General features: G+C 34.7%; 20 protein-coding genes. 18 read left to right on the top strand and 2 right to left on the bottom strand.

All coding sequences use genetic code 11. The features are described from left to right. Positions 1-45: 45 nt before the first annotated feature. From chvE to mmsB, 3 genes are all read left to right on the top strand, one after another. Positions 46-1,134 (top strand): multiple monosaccharide ABC transporter substrate-binding protein, encoded by a 1,089-nt coding sequence (gene chvE / locus WCV66_RS22040; RefSeq protein ID WP_338786847.1) that lies wholly within the window; start codon positions 46-48, stop codon positions 1,132-1,134. Positions 1,135-1,187: 53 nt separating this feature from the next. Beyond that, entirely contained in the window at positions 1,188-2,723 is a 1,536-nt protein-coding gene (mmsA, locus tag WCV66_RS22035; protein ID WP_066331350.1) for a multiple monosaccharide ABC transporter ATP-binding protein, read from the top strand. Between the two features lie 65 nt (positions 2,724-2,788). Then, entirely contained in the window at positions 2,789-3,934 is a 1,146-nt protein-coding gene (gene mmsB / locus WCV66_RS22030; protein ID WP_338789525.1) for a multiple monosaccharide ABC transporter permease, read from the top strand. 47 nt (positions 3,935-3,981) lie between these two features. Here mmsB and WCV66_RS22025 read toward each other — a convergent pair whose 3' ends face one another. Continuing rightward, positions 3,982-4,230, bottom strand: coding sequence for an alpha/beta-type small acid-soluble spore protein (locus tag WCV66_RS22025; RefSeq protein ID WP_066331344.1), 249 nt, complete (start codon positions 4,228-4,230; stop codon positions 3,982-3,984). A gap of 132 nt (positions 4,231-4,362) precedes the next feature. Between WCV66_RS22025 and WCV66_RS22020 the strand changes: the two genes are divergently transcribed. From WCV66_RS22020 to WCV66_RS21965, 12 genes are all read left to right on the top strand, one after another. Continuing rightward, on the top strand, positions 4,363-5,562 hold the full coding sequence (locus tag WCV66_RS22020) for an alanyl-tRNA editing protein (protein ID WP_338786846.1): 1,200 nt from the start codon (positions 4,363-4,365) through the stop codon (positions 5,560-5,562). A 240-nt stretch (positions 5,563-5,802) separates the two neighbouring features. Further along, positions 5,803-6,942 (top strand): GntR family transcriptional regulator, encoded by a 1,140-nt coding sequence (locus tag WCV66_RS22015; RefSeq protein WP_066331338.1) that lies wholly within the window; start codon positions 5,803-5,805, stop codon positions 6,940-6,942. Positions 6,943-7,081: 139 nt separating this feature from the next. Further along, positions 7,082-8,305 carry a sn-glycerol-1-phosphate dehydrogenase gene (locus WCV66_RS22010; RefSeq protein WP_338786844.1) on the top strand — a complete coding sequence of 408 codons (1,224 nt, stop codon included), beginning with the start codon at positions 7,082-7,084 and terminating at the stop codon, positions 8,303-8,305. Then, positions 8,298-9,005, top strand: coding sequence for an HAD family hydrolase (locus WCV66_RS22005; protein WP_338786843.1), 708 nt, complete (start codon positions 8,298-8,300; stop codon positions 9,003-9,005). Before WCV66_RS22010 ends, WCV66_RS22005 begins: the two co-directional genes overlap by 8 nt. A gap of 438 nt (positions 9,006-9,443) precedes the next feature. Beyond that, complete coding sequence (locus tag WCV66_RS22000) at positions 9,444-10,775, top strand: sugar ABC transporter substrate-binding protein (RefSeq protein WP_338789523.1); 1,332 nt, start codon at positions 9,444-9,446, stop codon at positions 10,773-10,775. A gap of 129 nt (positions 10,776-10,904) precedes the next feature. Continuing rightward, the gene (locus WCV66_RS21995) at positions 10,905-11,795 is read left to right on the top strand and encodes a carbohydrate ABC transporter permease (RefSeq protein WP_066331326.1); all 891 of its coding nucleotides are present in this window, start codon (positions 10,905-10,907) and stop codon (positions 11,793-11,795) included. Positions 11,796-11,831: 36 nt separating this feature from the next. After that, a complete protein-coding gene (locus WCV66_RS21990) occupies positions 11,832-12,719 on the top strand; it encodes a carbohydrate ABC transporter permease (protein ID WP_066331323.1) in 888 nt (295 codons plus the stop codon). Between the two features lie 275 nt (positions 12,720-12,994). Further along, entirely contained in the window at positions 12,995-13,972 is a 978-nt protein-coding gene (locus tag WCV66_RS21985) for a family 43 glycosylhydrolase (RefSeq protein WP_338786841.1), read from the top strand. A 69-nt stretch (positions 13,973-14,041) separates the two neighbouring features. Continuing rightward, positions 14,042-15,526 carry an arabinan endo-1,5-alpha-L-arabinosidase gene (locus WCV66_RS21980; RefSeq protein WP_338786840.1) on the top strand — a complete coding sequence of 495 codons (1,485 nt, stop codon included), beginning with the start codon at positions 14,042-14,044 and terminating at the stop codon, positions 15,524-15,526. A gap of 794 nt (positions 15,527-16,320) precedes the next feature. Then, complete coding sequence (locus tag WCV66_RS21975) at positions 16,321-17,940, top strand: extracellular solute-binding protein (RefSeq protein ID WP_338786839.1); 1,620 nt, start codon at positions 16,321-16,323, stop codon at positions 17,938-17,940. A 111-nt stretch (positions 17,941-18,051) separates the two neighbouring features. Then, entirely contained in the window at positions 18,052-19,020 is a 969-nt protein-coding gene (locus WCV66_RS21970) for an ABC transporter permease (protein WP_338786838.1), read from the top strand. Positions 19,021-19,086: 66 nt separating this feature from the next. Beyond that, the gene (locus tag WCV66_RS21965; protein WP_066331317.1) at positions 19,087-19,980 is read left to right on the top strand and encodes a carbohydrate ABC transporter permease; all 894 of its coding nucleotides are present in this window, start codon (positions 19,087-19,089) and stop codon (positions 19,978-19,980) included. Positions 19,981-20,237: 257 nt separating this feature from the next. Here WCV66_RS21965 and WCV66_RS21960 read toward each other — a convergent pair whose 3' ends face one another. Further along, positions 20,238-20,870, bottom strand: coding sequence for a YesL family protein (locus WCV66_RS21960; RefSeq protein ID WP_066331315.1), 633 nt, complete (start codon positions 20,868-20,870; stop codon positions 20,238-20,240). Positions 20,871-21,357: 487 nt separating this feature from the next. Between WCV66_RS21960 and WCV66_RS21955 the strand changes: the two genes are divergently transcribed. From WCV66_RS21955 to araB, 3 genes are all read left to right on the top strand, one after another. Next, positions 21,358-22,647, top strand: coding sequence for a glycoside hydrolase family 27 protein (locus WCV66_RS21955; protein ID WP_338786837.1), 1,290 nt, complete (start codon positions 21,358-21,360; stop codon positions 22,645-22,647). Between the two features lie 263 nt (positions 22,648-22,910). Beyond that, positions 22,911-23,738: a glycoside hydrolase family 43 protein gene (locus WCV66_RS21950; protein WP_413789604.1), complete on the top strand. Its 828-nt coding sequence runs from the start codon at positions 22,911-22,913 to the stop codon at positions 23,736-23,738. 319 nt (positions 23,739-24,057) lie between these two features. Then, positions 24,058-25,752, top strand: a complete 1,695-nt coding sequence (araB, locus tag WCV66_RS21945; RefSeq protein WP_338786836.1) for a ribulokinase — start codon at positions 24,058-24,060, stop codon at positions 25,750-25,752. Positions 25,753-25,817: the final 65 nt, after the last annotated feature.

The raw sequence follows: 25,817 nt of genomic DNA, 5'->3' as shown, positions 1-25,817 counted from the left end.
TTAAGAAAATTTGCCACATGAGAATAAAGAAAGGGGGAAGCCCACATGAAAAAGAAATCGCTTACTATAATGTTAGTATTCTTAATTGTATTGACTTTGACTATGACAGGATGTGGAGTCAAAGAAACAAGTGGGGAATCAAAAGGGTTTATTGGGATTTCAATGCCAACAAAGTCGTCTGAAAGATGGGTTAATGATGGAGAAAATATGAAAAAGCAATTTGAAGAGCTTGGCTATGAAACTGATTTGCAATATGCAGAAGATATTATTGAAAATCAAACTGCCCAAATTGAAAATATGATTACTAAGGGTGTTGATGTGCTAGTTATTGCTCCAATTGATGACCGATCTGGGTTAACAAGTGTACTAGAAAGAGCAAACAAACGTGGGATAAAGGTCATCTCATATGATCGTTTGATTCAGCATAGTGAATATGTTGATTACTATGCAACCTTTGATAATTTCAAGGTAGGGGTTTTACAAGGAACATATATTGAAGAAAAATTAGGGTTAAAGGAAGCAAATGGCCCTTTTAATATCGAAATCTTTGCTGGTTCACCAGATGATAATAATGCATACTTCTTCTTTGACGGGGCGATGTCGATCCTAATGCCTTATATTGATTCTGGTAAGTTGGTTGTAAGAAGTAATCAAATGAAGTTTAATCAAGGAGCCACATTAAGATGGGATGGAGCACTTGCTCAATCAAGAATGGATAATTTACTAAGTGCTTATTATTCATCAGAACGGGTTGATGCGGTTCTTTCACCATATGACGGTATAAGTATTGGAATTATTTCTTCCTTAAGAGGGGTTGGATATGGCAGTGGAGATAAACCGATGCCAGTCATCACCGGTCAAGATGCTGAGCTTGCTTCGATAAAATCAATCATTAACGATCGACAAACACAAACCGTGTTTAAGGATACAAGGGAGCTAGCTAAGAAGGCTGTAGAAATGGCTGACGCTCTCATCAATGGAGAAAAAGCTGAGGTAAATGATACAAAGACATATAACAATGGCAAAAAAATTGTCCCGGCGTATTTATTAAATCCAGTGTCTGTTGATAAGACAAACTATGACACTGTATTAGTAGAAAGCGGCTATTACACGAAAGATCAGCTTGGACAATAAATTAGAAAATTCTAGAATTCTAGTGAAAAAGACGAATGTAGGTGTGGTGAAAAATGTCAAATATAATCCTAGAAATGCGGAATATTACGAAAGAATTTCCAGGTGTTAAAGCACTTGAAAACGTAAACTTACAGGTCAAAGAAGGAGAGATTCATGCCTTATGTGGTGAAAATGGGGCAGGTAAATCTACGCTAATGAAGGTGTTAAGTGGTGTATATCCACATGGCTCCTATACAGGTGACATTCTGTTTCAAAAACAGGTTTGTAGCTTTAAAAATATTAAACAAAGTGAAGAATTAGGGATTGTTATTATCCATCAAGAACTAGCCCTTATTCCTGAATTATCAATAGCTGAGAACATTTTTTTAGGCAATGAAATATCTAATAGCGGTGTGATCAATTGGAATATGACGACAATGAAGACGATGGATTTACTTAAAAAGGTAGGTCTTACTGAATCTCCAAATATGAAGGTTGATAATATTGGGGTAGGGAAACAGCAATTAGTCGAAATTGCGAAAGCACTATCAAAGAAAGTGAAGCTTCTTATTTTAGATGAACCAACAGCTTCCTTAAATGAAGATGACAGCGAAAACTTATTAAATCTTCTATTAGAATTTAAAAAACAAGGAATGTCAGCTATTATTATCTCACATAAATTAAATGAAATTGAAAAGGTTGCAGATTCGATTACGATTTTACGAGATGGCCAAACAATTGAAACTTTAAATATGAAAAAAGACAATGTGACAGAGGATCGAATCATTAAGGGTATGGTAGGTCGTGATCTCACAAATCGTTATCCAGCAAGAACTCCCAAAATTGGCCAAACCATTTTTGCGGTGAAAAATTGGAATGTTTACCATCCATTGCATTCAGATCGAAAAGTAATCGATGATGTTAATTTTCATATTCGCAAAGGTGAAATTGTCGGTATCGCCGGTTTAATGGGTGCTGGTCGAACCGAGCTTGCGATGAGTATTTTTGGTAAATCGTACGGGAAGAAAATTAGCGGTCAAATTATGAAGGATGCGATTGAGGTTCAATTTAATGATGTAACCTCTGCAATTGATCAAGGAATAGCCTATGTTTCCGAGGATAGAAAAGGAAACGGTCTCATTTTAATGGAAGATATTAAACAAAATATTACCTTAGCAAGCTTAAATAAAATTTCAAAGCAATCGATTTTAGATAAAAACAAAGAAATCATTGTAGCAGAAGAATATCGCAAAAAGTTAAGGATCAAAACACCAAGTATCTTTCAAAAAGCTGGGAATCTAAGTGGAGGGAACCAGCAGAAGATTGTCTTAAGTAAATGGATATTCTCTGAACCTGATATTTTAATCTTAGATGAACCAACACGTGGGATTGATGTCGGAGCAAAATATGAAATTTACTCGATTATTAACGATTTAGCGATGGATGGAAAAGGAATCTTAATTATATCATCAGAGCTTCCAGAGCTATTAGGAATGTGTGACAGAATCTATTGTCTGAATGAAGGTAGCATCACAGGTGAGGTAACGAAAGCGGAAGCTAACCAAGAAAAACTGATGACATACATGACAAAAAGTAAGGTAAGGAGGTAATTATAATGCAAACACAACTAAAAAATAGTCAATCTAGTCTGAACAAAGAATCTGCATTGAAATCAATGATACGAAACAATATGCGTCAATATAGTATGGTCATTGCACTTATCTTTATTATGGTGCTATTTCAAATATTAACAAATGGTCTATTGTTGCAGCCTTTAAATATCACAAATTTAATTTTGCAAAATAGTTATATATTAGTTTTAGCAATCGGTATGGTGTTAGTCATCATTACCGGACATATTGATCTATCAGTAGGGTCTATAGCAGCATTTGTCGGAGCAATATCAGCGATCTTAATGGTTAATTATGAAATTCCAACCTTTCTTGCGGTTATTATCTCGTTACTAGTAGGTGCAATAATCGGAGCATGGCAGGGATTCTGGGTTGCCTACGTGAAAATCCCAGCTTTTATTGTTACATTAGCAGGAATGCTTCTTTTTAGAGGGTTAACAATGATCGTCCTAGAAGGGAAATCGATTGCACCCTTCCCAGAATCTTTCCAAAAAATTAGTTCTGGTTTCATTCCTGACGTTGCAAGTAGTGGTTCACTCCATTTATTAACAATCATTATTGGTCTTGCCTTATCAGTCATAATTATTTTTACTGAGCTGAAAAATAGACGAACAAAATTAAAGTTCAACTTTGAAGTCCAGTCTGTGGGCATGTTTGTTTTAAAACTAATTGGTATGGTTGCGTTGCTTAATGTATTTACTTATATCCTTGCTACGTATGAAGGAATTCCGAATATATTAATCATTCTTGCAGTATTAATTGTGATCTATACATTTGTCACAAATAAGACGAAAGCAGGACGACATGTTTATGCAATCGGAGGAAATGAGAAAGCAGCACAATTATCTGGTATTAAAACGAAACGAATGACATTTTGGGTATTTGTTAATATGGGCGTTCTATCTGCCTTATCTGGACTTCTCTTCGCAGCACGTTTAAATGCTGCAACACCGAAAGCAGGTAATTTATTTGAGCTTGACGCAATTGCTGCTTGTTTCATTGGTGGAGCTTCAGCGTATGGTGGAATTGGCACAGTTCCAGGTGCGATAATCGGTGGATTAGTTATGGGTATTATGAATAACGGTATGTCTTTACTAGGCTTAGGAATTGACTGGCAGCAAGGAATTAAAGGGTTAGTCTTATTAGCTGCTGTTGCATTTGATATTTATAATAAGAATAAAGCTTCTTAACTTCTTAAAATAAGAGTGGGCTGACTCCAAATGAGTCAGCCCACTGTTCATTTTTTCAATTGTTGCTCAGCCATTTTTACCATTTCACGTACCATGTTTCCACCGAGATTTCCACCGATTTTTCCGGCTTGTCGAGAGGTTAAACTACCATTGTAGCCTTTTTTAAGAGGTACACCTAGCTCTTTTGCTATTTCATATTTGGCTTCCTCAGGTTTTTGTGTATTAGCAACCTTTGCTTTTAATTGGTTTACTCCTTGCTTGGCACTAGGAACAAGCAATTTATTTCTATTGGCCATGATTTATCCCTCCTTTAATCATAGTTTCTTCAAAATTAGCCATTTATATGAAACGGTCAACTCTACGATATTTTTTAAATGGATATGCTATAGTAAAAGCAAATAATGAGTGCAAAGGTGAGTGTAGGTACAATGTCAAAGAGAAAAGTTTATTACCAAGAGCCATACAAACAAACAATAACAACAAAGCTTGTCTTGCAAGCTCAAGATGAAATCGGCCGTTTTTATGTTGTATTAGAAGAAACAATCTTTTACCCAACAGGTGGAGGACAACCACATGATACAGGAACTATTAATGGTGTTCATGTGTATGAAGTAGAGGAAATTGATGGAGAAATTCGTCATTATGTTGAGCAACCTATTGAAATACATAATAAAATCGTTGGAGAAATTGACTGGGATCGTCGTTTTGACCACATGCAGCAACACTCTGGGCAACATATATTATCAGCAGCTTTTGAAGAAGTTTATGGCTATAAAACAGTTAGTTTTCACTTAGGAAAAGAACTGTGTACGATTGACCTTGAAATTAAGAATCTTAATGAGGAAGAGGCGAATCGAACAGAGGCATTGGCAAATAAGATCATTCTTGAAAATCGTTCAATTGAAACGAAGTGGATAACAGAAGCTGAGCTCTCACACTATTCGTTAAGAAAAGTTTTGTCTGTATCCGAAAATATTCGTCTTGTCATCATCCCTAATTTTGATTACAACGGTTGTGGGGGAACGCACCCGAACTCAACCGGACAGGTAAGTGTCATTAAAATTTTAAATTGGGAGAAACATAAGAACTATATTCGACTATATTTTGTTTGTGGTAACAGAGTACTTAAGCAGCTTCATGAAAAACAGAGCGTTATTCAAAGATTGACTTCCATATTAAATTCTCCACAAGGGCAAATGAAGGATGCTGCAAACCGGCTAATACAGCAGTCTAAAGATCTTGAAAAAACAGTTGTAGAATTAAAGACCGAGCTTCTTCAGTATGAGGCTAGGTCTCATATCGCAAATATACAAATCATTCAAGATCAAAAAGTAGTTCAAGCCATTTTTAAAAACCGTCTGATTTCAGAATTGCAACAGTTAGCACGATCAATTACAAGCCTTACTAATGATGTTCTAGTTCTATTAATAAGTGAAAATGAAGACAAACTACAACTTGTCTGCTCTAAAAGTAAAGAGGTAAATGGAAATATGAATCAACTACTAAAAGGTGTGTTGCCTGTTATAAATGGGAGAGGTGGAGGAAATGATTCGTTTGCTCAAGGTGGTGGTGAACGAACGATTTCAGCTGAACAGTTAATGAGAGAGCTAATGGAGAAAAGTATGTAATGTAACTTGTTCGCACAATATTTAGAGTAAGTATTAAATTTTAAGATAAGAGAAAAAAGTAAACTTTTACATAAAATTAGATGTAATATATAGTCTCCAAGGAATTACTAATAAAATATATATCAATATTTTATAAAGAAGCTGAAAGAGCATTTTAAAATTGTATGTTCATAGTGTATAATTAATGTAGTTGTACGAATGAGTTAATTCGGTAGCATACAAGCTGAAAGTGGTGACATAATGGCTCAACAAACGAAAGCCAGCATGGTGAAGCAAAAAATTAAGGCCTGGATTATCGAAGGAAAAGTTTTGCCAGGTGAAAAAATATATTCAGAAAATGAGCTAGTTAAGATGTTTGAGGTTAGTAGGCATACCGTCCGCCAAGCTGTTGGGGACCTTGTTCATGAAGGATGGTTGTATAGAGAGCAGGGAGCAGGTACGTTTGTCTCAAATAAACCCGCTCAAGCTCAAAGTCAGCCCGTTAGTTTAACTGGGAAAAATATAGGAGTTATTACAACCTATATATCTGATTATATCTTCCCGTCCATTATTAAAGGGATAGAATCGTACTTGTCGGCACATGGCTATTCATTAACATTTGCTTGCACGGATAATGATCCTGAAAAAGAAAAGCAATGCTTGGAAGCGATGATAAACCGTAATATAGATGGATTAATCGTAGAACCTACAAGAAGTAGTAGTTATAATCCAAATCTTCACTATTACCTAGAAATGGAACAAAATAATACTCCTTATTTAATGATCAACCAATACTATCCACAATTAAATCCTCCAAATATTATTTTAAATGATGAAAAAGGTGGATTTGTTGCAACTGACCATTTAATTAAGCTAGGTCATCAAAAAGTAATTGGTTTATTCAAAAGCGATGATATTCAAGGATTAAATCGGATGCAAGGATTTATTAGAGCATTTAGAGAAAATAATATTCCGTTTTTTTCAGAGATGATAGTAACCTATACAACGGAAGAAAAAGAGGAAACATTGCCCCATAGATTAAAAGAAATCCTTTTGTCTGAAGAAAATAGACCAACTGGAATCGTTTGTTACAATGATGAAATCGCGATTAATGTATTGAATTTATTAAGGGAGCTTGAAATTAAAGTTCCTGATGACATCTCTATCGTTGGTTATGATGATTCTTATTTAACTGAAGCGTCTGAAACGAAGATTACCTCTGTTACCCACCCGAAAATGGATATGGGAATTGAGGCAGCAAAATGGATTGTTGCAGCTGTAGAAAAAAGAGATAAAGAATCTATTGAAAAATGGCAGAAGATCTATGATCCTGAATTAATTATTAGAAACTCAACAAGTGCTGTTAAAAGGAATCATTCTGAAAACAAACATGTTATTTAAGGACTAACCCCCTCAACAATTAATATAAAATACTTAGTTTGAGGGGGTTGCTGTAGCCTTTTGTCAAAGCAATCTAAGCAAAAAAATAATTATATATAACAGCCTTTTAGTAGTTCTCAGTCGAATAGGGGGAAATAATATGATCGCTTTAAACGAACTTTCGAACCTGTCCAAAGCATGTACGTGTGGTAACCAGCATTATGAGATTACGATTGATAAAATTGTTATTAGCCATGAAGCGTTAAAGCAAGCTGTCTCTTATACAATAGACCAATCGTTTCAAAACATTGCTATTATTGCTGATCAGACAACATTTAAAGTAGCAGGAGAGAGGTTGGCAAACCTGTATAAGGAAGCAAATGTAAACCATGAAGTAGTCATCATTGAAGCAAATGAAATAAATGATGTGATCGCGGATGAAGTTTCTTTAATTGAGGCAATGCTAGGAATCTCTCAGAATACAGATGTTGTCATTGCGGTAGGATCAGGAACAATACATGATATTGCTAGATTTGCAAGCTTTAAAATGGGGAAGCCTTTTATATCAGTCCCAACCGCTCCATCTGTAGATGGTTTTAATTCAATGGGGGCACCTGTTGTGATAAAAGGGGTAAAAACTACATATCAAATGCAATCTCCAATTGCGTTATTTGCTGATATTTCCATTTTACAAGAGGCTCCGAAGGAAATGATAGCTGCAGGCTTTGGTGATATGATCGGCAAATATACATCCCTAGCAGACTGGAAGTTTTCGCATCTTATTGCAGGTGAGTCCTATTGTCCTCTTACTGCACAGCTAACAGAGGAAGCGTTAGAGGAATGTGTAAAGCAAGTTGATAAAATTTCCGAAGCCGACGAAGAAGGAATTAAGATCCTAATCGAAGCACTTATACAATCTGGAATGGCGATGCTTTTAGTAGGTCATTCTTCTCCAGCTTCTGGTGGAGAACATCATTTATCCCATTATTGGGAAATGGAGTTCCTTAAACAGGGAAAAGCACAAGTACTTCATGGAGCAAAGGTTGGCGTTTCAGCACAACTTATTTTAGATTTATATAAAAAAGAGGTCCTTCAGCTAGTATCTTCTACAAAGCGTTTAGAAGAGTTAGATGTTAATACTGAGGATAAACTTGATAATGTCATAGCAAGACAGAAAGAAGTTGTTGAAGTATTAAACTCATTACCTGACGCAAGCATATTAGCAAATTTATTACAAAAATTAGAAGGTATTGTACGTCCAACTGAACTTGGAATTAGTACTGAACTTGTACGAAACAGTTTGCATGAGGCACACCTTCTTAGAAATCGTTATACAATGCTTAAATTTTGGAATGAGCACGTCGGGATTCATCAATATGCATAGCTTAAGAGAAACTGAGGCAGTTTTTTTTGATCTTGACGATACATTATATGATCAATTAACTCCTTTTCAATTGGCATTAGAGCATTGTCGTATCGATTTAGCAAACACTAAAGTAGAGGATGTATTCAAAAAGGTACGATATTTCAGTGATGTTCTTTGGAAAGTACATATAAGGGGAGAAATTAGTCTTGATCTCCTAAGGATCGAGAGGATCAGATGCGCTTTTAACGATTTCGGTCTTTCGTTATCAAATCAACGAGCAAGTGAAGTACAGGAACGCTATGAATTTGAGCAACAGCAAATAAACCCCTTTCCCGATGTGCTTAAAATAATAAAGGATTTACAATCAAGGAAATTAATTGTTGGTGTCTTAACGAATGGCCCTGTTCAGCACCAAATGAATAAAATCAAATCACTTCAAATTGATCAAATCATTCCACCAGAAAGGATTTTTATCTCTGATGGAATCGGTATAGCAAAGCCTGATAAAAGGGTGTTTGAGTACGTTCAAAGACAGATAAACATAGAGTCAAATAAATGCTGTTATATTGGTGACACTTGGGAAAATGATGTTGTGCCACCAATTGAAGCAGGTTGGACTAGTATTTGGTTTAATCATCGAAAAAGGAAACCTCAATCGAACCATATTCCGCTTGAGACCATTATGAGTTATGATAACTTTATGCTTAAGTTACCTTGATCAATTCTTTTAAAGAGCTTTACCGTACAGGGATTATCAGGGGTAATAAATGAGTAATATATGTAAAGGTCAGATTTCCATTGAGAAAACTGGCCTTTTTATTTGCTTAATTTTATTTAACTAAGATAAAACTATAATTCACTCTTACTTTAACTTTACCGGTAACCATTAGAAAATAAGGAAAAATAAAACATAATTTTAATAAATGTACGTACATATAAAATGGTTTCGGATTTAACATGTACTACTTTTCTTAAAAAATGATTGACATGTACGAACAGGTATAATACTATTATCATAGAGAAGCGCTTACATGACAAAACATTAAATAAAGGTAGTTTTGTCGAATAAACAACAATTGTTAAGTAAGTAGCCCTTCTATCAAACAGTTTTGGGGGGATTAAATTGTTTAAAAAGTCAAAAAAGAAACTTAGCAGAATGATGATAATGGCTATGTTGGTTGTAGTTATTATTGGTGCACTAAGTGCATGTAGCAGTGGTAGTTCAGGTGGTAGCGAAGATGGGAAAGTTAATCTTACATTTATGTTTAGTGGACAACCTCAAGAACAAACAGCTTACAAAAATGTTGTGAAAAAGTTTGAAGAGGCACATCCAGATGTGAAAGTAAAAACAGTTGTAACAGCTGGTGATCAATATGATACTAAATTACAGGCAGCAATTGCTGGGAAAAGTGTTCCGGATGTATTCTTCTATAATCCTGGTAATCTAAAAGCGTATGTTAATTCAGGTGTTTTAATGGATATTACTGATTTAGTTGAAAATGCTGAAGGTGCTGACTTAACAAAAATTTGGGAATCAGGTGTTAATAAATACCGATATGACGGCGAAGTTGCTGGACAAGGTGCGATTTACGGTTTACCAAAAGATTTAGGGCCTTTCGCATTTGGTTATAACAAGACTATGTTTGAAGAAGCTGGTATTCCATTACCAGATCCAGACAAGCCTTATACTTTAGAAGAATTTTTAGAAGTAAATAAACAGTTAACGAAGGATAAAGATGGCGACGGCAAACTAGATCAATGGGGAACAGGACTTAATGTTAACTGGTCATTACAACCATTTGTTTGGAGTAATGGTGCAGATTGGTTAGATGAAACACATACAAAAGTTACGGTTGATGATCCAAAATTTATTGAGGCGTTACAATACTTTGCTGATTTGCAAAACGTTCATAAAGTAACTCCTTCCATTGCAGAAGGTCAAACACTTGATACGTACCAAAGATGGATGCAAGGTCAAATTGGTTTCTTCCCAGTTGGTCCTTGGGATATGGGAGCTTACAAAGATTTAAAATTTGAATATGATTTATTACCATGGCCAGTTGGTTCTACAGGTGAAACACAAGCTTGGATTGGTTCATTAGGTATTGGTGTATCTAGTAAAACGAAACATGCGGAACTTGCAGCAGAACTTGCGTTATATTTATCATCTGATGAAGAGGGACAACAAGCATTAGTTGATCAACAAGTTCAATTACCTAATAATACGGATGTTGCAGAAAAATGGGCTGCAGATACATCAATCAAACCAGCAAATAAACAAGAATTCTTAGATATCATTGGTGAACATGGTCGCGATTTACCGACAAACTTTACGTATACTGGCGAGTGGTATGATGAATTCTTTAAAAATATCCAACCAGTTATAGATGGTAAGAAGACTGCTGAGGAATATGTAAAAGAAGCACAACCTAAAATGCAAGAATTATTAGATAAAGCAATTAAGCAAGAAGAGCAAGCAAAGAAATAAGACTAAAATAAATCAGTCAATTCCAAGTGGTGCTAGAGAAATAGGCTAGCACCCTATTAACTTAATAAACTCTCTAATGGTAGATTAAGGTTTATCATGTAACCTTTTAAAGAGAAATGGGGAGAAAAGATGAAAACTACTTCTAAGCTTTATCAAAGCGAAAGACGAAATGCTTACTTATTTGTCGCTGCACCTGTCATAGGATTTTTAATATTTACATTAGCTCCAACGCTATACTCTCTTTATGGGTCATTTACAAACTGGAATGGTTTAGGGCAAATGAATTTTATCGGTATACAAAACTATATCGACTTATTAACAGATGAATCTTTCCATAAAACAATGTATAACACATTGTTTATGATGTTAGGTATTCCGATTGGATTAGTATTGGCACTTTTGCTTGCGCTAGGGTTAAATAGAGCGATCATTGGAACCCAAGTATTTAGAGTCCTTTACTATGTTCCTGTAATCTCATCTTTAGCTGCGATATCGATTCTATGGCAGTGGGCTTACAATGGAGATTATGGATTAGTTAACCAGTTTTTAGGAATCTTTGGTATAGACGGTCCAAGCTGGTTAATGAATAAGGATACAGTAAAACCTGCGTTAATCCTTATGACGGTTTGGAAGGGCTTAGGATATAGCATGCTTTTATATTTAGCAGCTCTGCAAAGTGTACCGAAAACATACTACGAAGCAGCAAGGCTAGATGGAGCAAATGCTTTTCAAGTCTTCAAAAATATTACATTGCCAATGGTTAAACCAGTTACATTTTTCATCGTTGTAACATCGATAATTGGTGGTGCGCAAATCTTTACAGAAATCAATGTCATGACACCAACAGGTGGTCCGGAATATTCATCAGCAACTGTTGTATTTTATATTTGGCAGAAGGCTTTTGGAAACTTTGAAATGGGTTATGGTTCTGCAATGGCAGTCGTACTAGGTCTTTTTATTTTTGCAGTCACTTACATTCAATTTAAAGTGAATGAAAAGTCATCATATGATCTTGATTAATTTTTGTTATGCTCAGCTTAGAAAGGAGTGGAAGTAATGGAGGTTGTTTTAGAAAAAAAAGCAGAGACTAAGGTGAAATATAGATCAGAAAAGCAAAACAAGAAAATAACAAATATCATTATTTTCATCTTATTATCAATCGGGGCTATTTTTATGGTGGCACCACTTTTGTGGATGGTTTCTACATCCTTTAAAGATATTCAAGAAGTGTATGCACTTCCTCCTATATGGATTCCTGAGTCATTTGATTTTATTAAATACAAGGAAATCTGGGAAAAGGGTCCACTATTAAACGGGATTTTTAATAGTTTAATCGTCGCAGTTTCCGTAACAGTTATTGGAACATTTACTTCTGCTTTAGCAGCATTTGCTTTTGGGAAAATGAATTTCCCATATAAAAATCAATTGTTCCTATTATTATTAACGGCAATGATGATTCCATATCCAGTTGTGATGATTCCGCAATTTATGATTTTCTCACAAATTGGTTGGGTTGATACGTTATTACCATTAATTGTTCCTGGCTTGTTTGGAAACATTATCATGATTTTCTTCCTAAGACAATATTTATCGAGTGTTCCAAACTCAATTATTGAAGCAGCGAAAATCGATGGTTGTTCTTACTTTAAAATATTCTATAAAATTATCTTTCCATTAGTTAGACCAGCAGTTGCTGCACAGTTAATTTTATGGTTTATGGCTATTTGGAATGATTATCTTGGGCCGATTTTATACTTGAATTCTCCTGAGAAACAAACATTACAACTTGTTATCGCAAATTTTAACTCAACTTATGCGATTCAAAGTGATTATCCATTAATCATGGCTGCATCTGTAGTATCTTTGCTACCAATGTTAATTGTATTTATTATCTTCCAGAAGCAGATTATCGAATCTGTTGCAATCTCAGGGGTTAAGGGATAAAGGTATAAACAATGTAGTTATACGTACTACTTTCAACTCTGTAAATTTAGAATGAATAGTCGGAATATTAAACAAACTAAAAGTCAGTGGCGGTGTTAACGGGTAAACTAGCTAGCCTAATCTGCTTATAAAGCTAGACTAGATTAGGCTAGCTAGTTTACCAACTCCTGCCACTTTTTCTTTGTTGAAAGTAATCACTGATATGATTTGATTCGCCGGAAGGAACCATAAATAACAAGTAAGAAAAATAAAACTATTTTTTGAGGAGTGTCATTATGACTGAATTTAATGTAAATAATCCACTTATTGAACAACGTGCAGATCCTTGGATTTATAAGCATACTGATGGATATTATTATTTTACTGCTTCTGTTCCTGAATATGATAGAATCGAGCTTCGTCGAGCATCGACTATCCAAGGTTTAACAGATGCTGATGCAAAAACGATTTGGGTGAGGCATGAAACAGGTTTAATGAGTGCAAATATATGGGCACCTGAAATTCATTTTATTGATGGAAAATGGTACGTCTATTTTGCAGCGGCAAGAACATCTGAAACAAAAGACGGATTATTTGATCACCGTATGTTTGTGCTTGAAAATTCATCCGCTAATCCTTTAGAGGGGGACTGGATTGAAAAAGGCAAAGTGAAAACGAAATGGGAATCATTTGCTTTAGATGCAACAACCTTTGAGCATAAAGGGATTAGATATTACGTTTGGGCACAGAAGGATCCGGAAATAGTAGGGAATTCCAACCTGTATATCGCTGAAATGGAAAATCCATGGACACTTAAAGGTGAGCAAGTATGTATTACTACACCTGAATATGAGTGGGAAAAGATCGGCTTTTTAGTAAATGAAGGTGCAGCAGTTCTTAAGCGTAATGGGAGGATATTTATTTCATTCTCAGCAAGTGCAACAGACTACAATTATTGTATGGGATTATTAACAGCTGATGAAAACAGTAATTTATTAGATCCGAGTTCTTGGAAAAAATCCACTGAGCCTGTATTTACAACGAATGAGGAAACAGGTCAATATGGACCAGGGCATAATAGCTTTACTGTATCTGAAGATGGTTCACAAGATATTCTTGTTTATCATGCACGAAATTACAAAGAAATTGAGGGTGATCCATTGTATGATCCTAACCGACATACACGTGTTCAAGCCATTGTATGGAACGAAGATGGAACACCTAATTTTGGCGTACCGGTTCCAGATACGAAACATGTTTTAAATAGTAAATAATCATTTTAAGGCTGATTAGTGATAGTCAGCCTTTTTTTTAACATTAAAAATAGTTTAAGGGTGGGGACTTTGTTAAATAAAAAAATAATGATATCGCTTTCTTCAATTATATTCTTACTTCTTTCAGCTTTTGCAATAATGTTCTTTTTTAACAACGATCAAAAGCCAAAGACACTTCAGGCATCACAATATCCTTCTCCTCCTGCAGAAACACCGATTGAAAAAGTTACTACTGACATCATTCATGATGAATCAAAATGGACAACAAATAATACCCATGATGCTGAAATCATAAAGGTTGATGATTGGTATTACACCTTTTCAACCGATTATAAAGTAGCTGGTACACCTCTGCCAGGTATTCAAATCAGAAAATCCAAGGATATGATTAATTGGAAGTTTGTAGGGCGAGTGTTTGATAACGTTTCAAACGAAGCTAAAGCTTGGACGAATGGAGGCTCTATGTACTGGGCCCCAGATGTAATAGAAATCAATGGTACCTTTTATTTATACTACTCAGTTTCTGAATTAGGTACAAGAAACTCATATATTGGATTGGCAACAAGTACATCGATTGAAGGCCCATGGGATGATCAAGGATCTGTTATTAAGACAAAAGAAGGCGATGAGTTTACTGTAAATGCCATCGATCCAGGCATTATCATTGATGAGGACGGTAGCATTTGGATGGCTTATGGTTCTTATTTCGGTGGGATTTTTATTACCGAACTCGATAAAGCAAGCGGTAAGCTGAAAAATACTGAAGAAGAAGGAAAACTCATCGCACAACGGCAAAATAATGACTATGCGATTGAAGGTCCAGCAATTATGTATAATCCAGATACCGACATGTATTATTTAACTGTTTCTTATGGTTGGCTTGAAGATACATATAATGTTAGAGTAGCAAGATCTGAAAGTATCCAAGGGCCATATTTAGATTATAACGATAAAAATATGATTGATATCTCAGATGAATCTTTTGACACTGGAACAAAACTCGTAAGTTCCTATTCATTTAACAATGACAGTGGCTGGTTAGGAACAGGGCATAACGGATTGCTGCAAGATGGTGATACCTACTATCTAACACATAATGCTAGAGTTGGAGATGATCTATATTGGTCACACCTTCACGTAAGAGAAATTATCTGGACTTTGGATGGTTGGCCTGTTGTCTCACCTGAGCGTTATGCTGGAAAACCGAAAAAACCTGTTGAATCATTAAAAACGGAGAATATTATAGGGCAATGGGAGCAAATTGTCTTAAGTAGGTTAGATGATAGCATGACTACTTCTACGACTCTTCATCTATATAAGAATGGAAAAATTGACGATGAAAATGGAGAAGATTATTGGGAGTTAAAAGGTGATTCTTTAAAGCTTTATTGGTATGCACCAGATGATGCACCAAACGATTATTGGATTGACACAGTAACTGTTTTACCACAATGGGATTGGGAAAATTGGCAACCAACTCTTGTATTTACTGGATTAAGTCAAGATGGGACCGCGGTATGGGGTAAACAACTACCTTTAGAGGATAAAGAGTAATTTTGTCATGCTTTAAAGCATATGATTCTATGCTTATTTATCAGTCCTTTAAAAATAAATGAAGTACAAATGTACTAGTAAAAAGAGACTCTTGAATTGTATATGCATTATAAAAAACCTCAAGTCCGATTGAGGTTTTTTATATGGCATTAAGGTTAGCTGAATGCGTTAATTATATAATACACGGGTTTGAGCTTGAAAGTCCCAGTCTGTTAACATATACTGATAAGTTGATTTCATTTATCAGAAAAATAAAAAAATAATTATTGAAAAAAGCAAAGTAATTATTTACAATAAACTTATACGGATGAATTGAGGCGGATGTTACCTTTTTTAATATACATTCGTACAACATCTGATACGAGTTAAAAAATAGTATATTATCTATTAGTTTAGTAGCAAGACTAACTACTTAATACAAACTATATTAATAAATAGCTAGTTTGTAAGCGTTAACAAGAGTGGAGTATGCTAATGTTAATTTTTTAAGTTGTTAGTACAATATATTGATTAACTATTTTGAAGGAGGGGAGCATAATAAGCTGGTTATTACATTACTTTTAATGCTGTTCATGAATTAAATAGAACATCAACAGCAAATGAACTTCCAAAAAGCAATATCGATTTAATCATCTCGTCAACGATTTGATTCACTTATTCTTTAAGTCTTCTTTAAAACCTACATCTATCAAATTTCACCATGGACTCAACAAAAATAAAAAATATGATGAACGATCACAGGTAATTTTTTGTCTGAAGCTATATTTGAAAAAGTAAAGTAGGGGGAAATTACAATGAAAAAGAAAAAGTTATTATCATTGTTATTAACAACTTGTCTAGCTACAACTACATTGGTGGCATGTAGCGATAAGACAAGTAAGGAACCAGAGAAAACAGAAGATGGAAGAGTAGTATTAACTGGACTTATTACTAAACACCCGCTAACAAAAGATGTTAACAAAATGGAATGGTTAGAAGAAGCAGAGAAACGTGCAGGTGTAGACATAAAATGGGAAGAGGTATCTGCAGACTGGGATCAGAAAAAAGGTGCAATGCTTGCTGGTGGTGATATTCCAGATATAATCGTTGGACCTAACGCTATTACAGATGCAGACTTTTCGAAATTCAAAGGATTGTTTGAAGATTTAACACCATTAATCGAGGAGCATGCACCAAATGTTCAGAAAATGTTTGATGAAAAGTCTGAATTAAAAGTCATTTCAACACAGTTGAATGGCGAAATTTACGGTTTACCTAAATATCAAAGGTATTGGCCTAATACTGGAACAAGACAATTTATCAATCAACAATGGTTAGACAATTTAGGTTTAAAACAACCAACAAATTGGGATGAATTATACGAAGTTTTGAAAGCGTTTAAAGAAGAGGATGCAAATGGTAATGGTGATCCAAATGATGAGATTCCAATGGACTTTGCTCCTATAGGCACAGGAGGATTTGGTTTCTTCCAACCAACTGTTCTACTTGGTAGTACAGGTATGACGATCGTTGGTGGCGGTGGCCAAGGCTATTTCGCTGAAGATGGCGAAGTGAAAAACTTCTTTGTAGATGATCGTTATAAACAAGTTGTTACATTTTTGAACAAGCTTTATAAAGAGAAATTAATAAGTACTGAGGCATTTACTCAGGATTATACGAAATATCAATCAGTTGCCCGTGGTCAAGGAGAAACTGCAACAGTTGGATATACGTATGGTTGGGAACTTACAGATAGATTTGGTAATGAATTAGCACCACAATATGCCTCAATTGCTCCATTAAAAGTAGATGCAAGCTCAACAGTACAGCCATCATGGACCTACGATTATAATGTATTAAACTATGGAGTTAATATGGTTCAAATGTCATCAAAAACGAAAAACAAAGATGCAGCAATGAAGTTTATTAATGAATTGTATGATCCAAAGGTAAGTATGCAGGTACTATTTGGTTCACTAGGAACGAATATCAAAGATAATGGAGACGATACATACACTGTACTTCCTCCAGAAGATGAAAAAATGGATCCAGGTACATGGAAATGGACATCTACATGGGCAGATAATGGTCCGTTGTATATTTCAGATTCATTAAAATTAACATTAGGTACTGATATGCAATCAGTTGGTAAGCAAACAGAGGCCCTTCAGAGTGCACTTGATGCGGTTGATACTGTAAATGATGTATTACCTGATACATTTTTAAAGTATACGGAAGAAGATAATAATGCAATGAGTCTAGTCAATACAGAATTAATGAATCTAGCAATGGCGAACTTCTCTAAATGGGTTACAAAAGGTGGAATTGATAAAGAGTGGGATGCCTACGTTGAAAAAATGAATCAAATTGGACTTACAGGAAACTTAGAAATCACTCAAAAATACTATGATGATTACAAATCTAAGATGGAATAAACTGTAATAATAGGTTGATGGAATCAACATAATGTTTAATAAAAATTTGGAAGATGCTATACCGTATTTTTATCTGGTATAGCATCTTCTAAAAATAAAGGAGAATTTTTTATGCCCTTTATAAACACTCAAACCAATAAAGCGGAAAACATTCCAACCATTCCTTTGCAAAAAAAGAAGACAATTTTTAATACATTTAAACGAGATTATCAATTATGGTTATTAATTCTTCCTGCAATTGTTTGTGTAATTATATTTAATTACATTCCGATGTACGGAATTCAATTAGCCTTTCGTGAATATGACTTTACTGCTGGACTTACTGGTGGAGAATGGGTAGGGCTAAAATACTTCGAACAATTTATTAATAGTCATATGTTTATAGACCTATTGAAAAACACTGTTGTGCTAAGTTTAACAACGATTCTTATTGGTTTTCCAGCTCCAATAATACTGGCTTTGTTAATTAACCAAATTAGATGGAAGAGAGGAAAAAAAATCCTCCAAACAACAGTCTATTTACCACACTTTATTTCAATCGTGGTATTGGTTGGGTTGTTAAATGTCCTTTTATCACCAAATACTGGTATTCTCGGTCTCTTAGTCAATAAATTAGGTTTTGAGGATTTAAATTTATTAGCGTCTACAAAATCATTTGTACCGGTTTACGTGTTATCTGATGTATGGCAGCATGTTGGATGGAATAGTATTATTTATTTGGCGGCGCTCTCTAGCGTTGATCCTCAATTATATGACGCTGCTAAAATTGATGGGGCGAATAGGTGGCAAATTATTCGCAATGTAGAAATACCAGCGATTATTCCTACAATTATTATCCTTCTCATTCTCAATATGGGTCATATCATCAGTACAGGATTCGAAAAGATATTTTTAATGCAAAATTCATTAAACCTTCCAGTTTCAGAAGTAATTGAAACGTATGTTTATAAAATCGGTATTATTTCGAATCAGTTTAGCTATGCGGCAGCTATTGGTTTATTTAATACACTAATTAATTTCACTTTATTGCTATTAATGAATTATATTGCAAAAAGAACTTCAAAAATTAGTCTTTGGTAATCGGATATCGGTTACTAAATGCTGTTATTATGAGATGTTCATTATACTTTGCAAGGAGGGAAGGTCATGGGCTTTTTAAAAACGAAAAATAAGTCAGAATTGATTTTCGATATTATTATCTACACAGTATGTGCTTTGGTATTCTTAGTCATTGCCTATCCTTTGTATTTTGTCATTATTGCATCTGTTAGTGATTCAACTCTTGTTTCCACAGGGAAAGTGTTATTATTCCCAAAAGGTTTTAGTCTCTTTGGATATCAAGAGATTTTTCAGGATTCAAGAATATGGATCGGATATAGAAATACAATGATCTACGCATTAGGTGGTACGTTTGTAAATCTATTATTCACATTACCAGCAGCATATGCACTATCAAGACAAGAGTTTAGAGCAAGACGTCCTTTAATGTTTTTCTTTGTATTCACCATGTTTTTTAATGGTGGTTTAATACCTACGTATTTATTAATGAAAGATTTATCGATGATCGATACAATGTGGGTCTTTATCTTTAACCCAGTTACAGTAAATGTCTTTAACCTTATTATTACAAGAACGTTTTTTGAAAGTACGATTCCAAATGAAATGTATGAAGCTGCCATTATGGATGGCTGTAATCACTTTAAATTTTTCACAAAAATAGTTTTGCCTTTGTCTAAAGCGGTAATATCAGTAATTGGACTTTATTACTTAGTTTGGCATTGGAACGATTTCTTTACTGGTTTGATTTATATTAGAGATTATAGTTTACAACCATTACAAATCGTGTTGAGAGATATCCTTATTTCAAATCAAGTATTCGCTGAAGGTGCAGGTAGTACCGGAAGTGGTTATGCACAAAGATATGCAGATCAAATCAAATATGGGGTTATCATTGTTTCCACATTACCGATTTTAGTCGTGTACCCATTTTTACAGAAATATTTTGAGAAGGGCGTTATGATCGGATCTGTTAAGGGATAAAGAAATAGAATGATGTAGTTTTCAATTGTATTGTTATCTTCTAACAAAGCAGGATCAAATAGCCATCAATCGTTAAATTGATGGCTATTTGATGTTTTCACTTTTTAATAGTATAAAAGCTATTTAATTTGCCTTTAAAAGATTAATAATACTTCTAAAAAGAAAAACGCAATTGGAATCTGATAGTAAATTCCAATTGCGTTTTCTATGTTAATTATCAAGCAAAACGACACATCTTTATTAAACGATAAATTATTTTAATCACGATTGAGGCTAGGGGAAGCTGCGTTAATTTCTGGGAAAGAGCCAGATGATACTTTCATAATAATGAGACTGGTTAAACTTACCCCGAAAACAGGGATCAATCCAGGTACTTGAATTAATAGCACGATCATAATACCTAATATTATGATCATAAGTAAGGATTGTAATGGTCTACCTATCGATAAGATAAAGGCATATTTGATATAATCTCTAGTTTTAAGATTGAAATGAACAAAAATAGGAAATACATGTAACAAAGTTAATAGATAAAGTAGTCCTATAATATAAGTAATAATAGTTATGAGTAAGTTGAAAAAGTTGGTATCTAATTGCTGTAATACTCTTAAATCGATATACAAAAGAACTCCTACAATTAAAAATATATACCCAATAATATTTGCTTTGATAAACTCGACTTTAAATGTTTTCCAGAATAATTTAAGTATAGATACGTTTTCTGTTGACATTATTAACTTTCTCATTACAGCAAATAAAGCTACCGTGGCCGGAAAAATTCCAAGTACAAAAAGCCCTAATAAAGAAAAGAAAAGCCATAAAATATTTAATAAAAATAAATTAAAGGCCCATTCCCCAATACGAATATACCAACTTGTTACACTTTTCATATCTACTAGTCCTCCGATATTTTTTTGTAAACGCTATTAAATTGAATATTATTAGTAAAAAATTAAAGTGATTTCATCGAGTTACTTCAAAATGAAGTATAAGGCAAGAATACACAAATTTTTTGAATTCGTAAATGAATTTCCTTCATAAATATAAATACTTGTCATTATAACTTTTCTATTAATTCATTAGTAGAGACGTATAAATATATGTTAAGTTTGAATTTCTAGATACAATCTTGACAAACAAAAAGAATTTCCTTAATCTAAATGTACGTACAAATAGTATTAGTGCAAAACATATTTGTTCAACTGATTGGAATCAAGGTTCCACATTGAATAACACACAATTTTGAAAGCGTTTTATCTTTTTAGACAGCGATTAGATTGGAAGATTTAAACTTTAAGTATAGTCTTTCATGGAAAGAACCTATCAAACTAAATGAAAGCTTTTTACAACCTATTTAACTGAAGGGAAGGGAAAAACATGAAACATCATCAATATGCTTTAACGCCTCCAATGGGGTGGAATAGTTGGGATTGCTATGGAGCAACAGTAAGAGAAGATGAAGTAAAAGGCAACGCAGATTATATGGCAACAAATTTGAAAAAATATGGTTGGGAATATGTTGTTGTTGATATTCAATGGTCAGAACCAGGGGCAATTTCTTCGGCATACCGTCCCTTTGTTCCATTGGAGATGGATGAATACTCAAGATTAATTCCGGCTGTAAATCGGTTTCCTTCAGCAAAGGATGGAAAAGGTTTTAAACCATTAGCTGATTATATACATGGGCTTGGCTTAAAATTTGGAATTCATATTATGAGAGGAGTTCCTCGTCAAGCAGTCCATCAAAATACAAAAATACTCGGAACAGAAGTAACAGCAAGGGACATTGCTAAACCTAATTCGATATGTCCATGGAATACAGATATGTATGGTGTAGATTGTTCGAAAAAAGGCGCTCAAGAATACTATGATTCTATATTCAAACTTTATGCAGAGTGGGAAGTGGATTTTGTTAAGGTTGATGATATAGCAGATTCAAAGCTTTACGGCGCACATACAGATGAAATAAAAATGATTCGGAAAGCCATTGATTGTTGTGGTCGCCCAATGGTGTTAAGCCTTTCACCAGGACCTGCACCACTAGAACAAGCAAGTTTATTAGAAGAAAATGCAAATATGTGGCGAATGACCGATGATTTTTGGGATCTTTGGGAATTGCTTTATAACATGTTTGATCGTTGTTATAAATGGAGTAAAAATATAGGACCGGGTTATTGGCCAGATGCAGACATGCTGCCATTAGGGCATATAGGAATTCGATCGGTTGATGGAGGAGCAAGTGATCGTTACACAAGATTTACGAGGGATGAGCAGGTAACGATGATGACGTTATGGTCAATCTTTCGTTCACCATTGATGTTTGGTGGTGAACTAAGAGATAACGATGAGTGGACATTATCGCTATTAACAAATGAAGAAGTACTAGATATGCATAAAAATAGCCATAGTGCTCGCCAAGTGTATAGGCAAGATGACAAAGTTGTATGGACAGCAAAAGGAGATGAAGAAAACCTCTACGTTGCATTATTTAATATTGGAAATGAAAAACAGAAGGTTACTGTTAATTTGAATCAATTAGACTTGCCTTCATCAAAGCAAGTGCATTTAAGGGATTTATGGAAGTGTGAGCATCTAGGTTCGGTAAGTAATGAAATAAGCTATGAGCTATCACCACACTCTGCTAAACTTCTAAAAATATCTCTTTAGATTTGTAATAATGTAGTCAATTTTCTTGACTATTTGGATCTGTAAAAGCACGGCACTATGTTGATTGGATCGAAAGTATGCAGCGGAAATCAACAATCAAATTTAAAAGAACCAATTATTTAGTTAGCACTACTAATTTTTCTCTACTAATTTTCTACTATTTCATGAGTCGATAAGTGATTAAGCTTGTCGACTTATTGAATTAGTAATAACCGAATGCGATCGATCCGAATATTACCTTTGACGAAGAGGGGACACCTTGGATGGTTTACGGTTCTTTTTTTGGAGGGATTTATCTTTCTAAAATTGACCCAACAACGGGAAAGTTAGTTGAACCAGACGAGGGGGAATTAATTGCTAGGCGACCACATAGTGTTGAAGCAGCAGTAGAAGGTCCATATATCGTCTTCCATCCAGAGTTGAAAAAATACTATTTATTTGTTTCTTATGATTCACTTTTTAGAGACTATAATATTCGCGTCGCACGGGCTGATCGAATTGAGGGTCCATATCTCGATTTTAACGGGAATGTGATGACAAATCTAGAAAACCATCCAAATGAATCAGGTATAAAAGTACTTGGTGGTTATAAGTTTGGTCAAACAGAAGGATGGATCGGACCAGGCCATAATTCTGTATTGAAAGATGGAGAGCAATATTTCATATGCCATCATGCAAGAGGTGAGAGAACGGAAAAACATCACGCTTTACATATAAGAAAAATTGTTTGGACGGAAGACGGGTGGCCGCTTGTATCACCTGAGCGTTATGCAGGAGAACAAGAGCGGGCTATCGATCAGGAGGCTGTTGCAGGAAAGTGGGAAGTTATTTTATTAGATAAGCATGAAAATAATCAAGTCTCGTCCAGTTCCTTTGAATTACTTGCAAATGGAAAAATTGCTAATGATGAAAAAGGATATTGGAGGCATCTAAACAATAATCTATACGAGTTTTTTATTAGTCATTATAAACTCAAAAGAGACGTTATTATTTTACCGGCATGGGATTGGAGCAACTGGAATCCAACTCTTGTTTTTACAGGTAAGGATGAAAGCGGACAAGTAATGATCGGTAAAAGGATAGATAAGTAAATAAAAATATTAATAGTAAAGCTTTTTGTTAACTTGTAAGGATGAGTTTGTGTGTAAAATCATAATAAAAGTACAAATTTGGGGAAAATATAAAAGAATTGTTAAATTTGTATTGAAATTATTTAGATAAGTGCTAAAATTAGTTTAAGGTTATACGTATAAGTTGAGTTTTTAGAGGAAAGTTTAGTATATGTAAGCGTAATTATAATAAAAAATATACGTTTTTTGTCAAAACTTGTACGTATGATGTAAACGTGAATTTGTTAATCTTATAATTTTAAAATTAATTGTTTAATAGAAAGAGGCTGGGGGGATACAAATGGCTAAATATTCGATTGGTGTTGATTATGGTACACAATCCGGAAGAGCAGTACTGGTTGAAATAGGTACTGGTAAAGAAATTGCAACTGCGGTGAAACCGTATACACATGGAGTAATGGATGAATTTTTACCGAATGGCAAAACAAAGCTTGAAAACGACTGGGCCCTGCAACATCCAACTGATTATATAGAAGTGTTGGAGACAACAATTCCAGATGTTCTAAATCAAGCAAAGATTTCTGCTGATGATGTGATTGGAATTGGAATTGATTTTACAGCATGTACAGTTTTACCAATTAACACGTATGGAACACCTTTATGTTTGACAGAAGAATTTAAGGATCACCCACATAGTTTTGTAAAGCTGTGGAAACATCATGCAGCACAAGATGAAGCAAATCGTTTAAATGAAATCGCTGAAGCAAGAGGCGAAAAATTCCTGCAAAGATATGGTGGGAAAATTTCCTCTGAGTGGTTAGTACCAAAGCTTTGGCAGATTTTAAATGAAGCACCTGAAATATATGCAGCAACAGATCAATTCGTTGAGGCTACTGATTGGGTTATTTATCAATTAACTGGTGATTTGAAAAGAAATAGCTGTACAGCTGGATATAAAGCAATCTGGCATAAGCAAGACGGATATCCATCTCAAGAATTCTTTAAAGCACTTGATGATCGTTTAGAAAATGTAATTGAAGAAAAATTAGCTAGTGAGATTGTTCCGATTGGATCGAAAGCAGGAGAGCTTACAGAACAAGCGGCAAAATTAATCGGTCTTAATCCAGGAACAGCAGTTGCCATTGCAAACGTTGATGCACATGTTGCTGTACCAGCTGTTGGGATCACTGAGCCTGGTAAACTATTAATGATTATGGGAACAAGTACATGTCATATTTTACTAGGTGATGAGGAGAAGGTTGTCCCGGGTATGTGTGGAGTTGTTGAAGATGGCGTAATTCCTGGGTTAATGGGCTATGAAGCAGGTCAGTCCTGTGTAGGGGATCACTTTGAATGGTTTACTGAAAATTGTGTTCCTGCAAGCTATTATGAGGAAGCCGAAGCAAAGGGCGTTAACATTCACGTGTTATTAACGGAAAAAGCAGCTCAGCTTCAAGTAGGTGAAAGCGGTTTAATTGCATTAGACTGGTGGAATGGTAACCGTTCAACACTGGTTGATGCCGATTTAACAGGTGTTTTATTAGGGGCAACCTTGCTTACAAAGCCTGAAGAAATCTATCGCGCTCTTATCGAAGCTACTGCATATGGAACACGTACAATTGTTGAAGCCTTTAGAAATAGCGGTGTTCCAATAAATGAAGTATATGCATGTGGTGGTATTGCTGAGAAAAATGCACTAATGATGCAAATTTACTCTGATGTATTAAAAATGGACATTAAAATATCTGCATCATCTCAAACACCAGCATTGGGATCAGCAATGTTTGGAGCTGTTGCTGCTGGGAAAGAGCGCGGTGGATATGATGATATAAAAGACGCTGCAAAAGAAATGGCTAGATTAAAAGACGATATTTATCAACCAAAACAACAAAATGCGCAAATTTATGATCAGTTGTTTACGGAATACGCACGTCTGTACGATTACTTTGGCCGTGGTGAAAACAACGTAATGAAGAACTTGAAAAAAATCAAGAAAGCAAGCGTATCTCAAGCTAAAACTGAAATTGCACAATAATCAAAAAATAAATCAAACCAATTTGTGGTGGACTAGTTTACCCAACTGCTCCACCCTTCTAAAAA

The organism is Metabacillus rhizosphaerae, assembly GCF_037201795.1.
GTDB lineage: Bacteria > Bacillota > Bacilli > Bacillales > Bacillaceae > Metabacillus > Metabacillus rhizosphaerae.
This window is presented reverse-complemented; position numbering and strand designations above follow the sequence as displayed.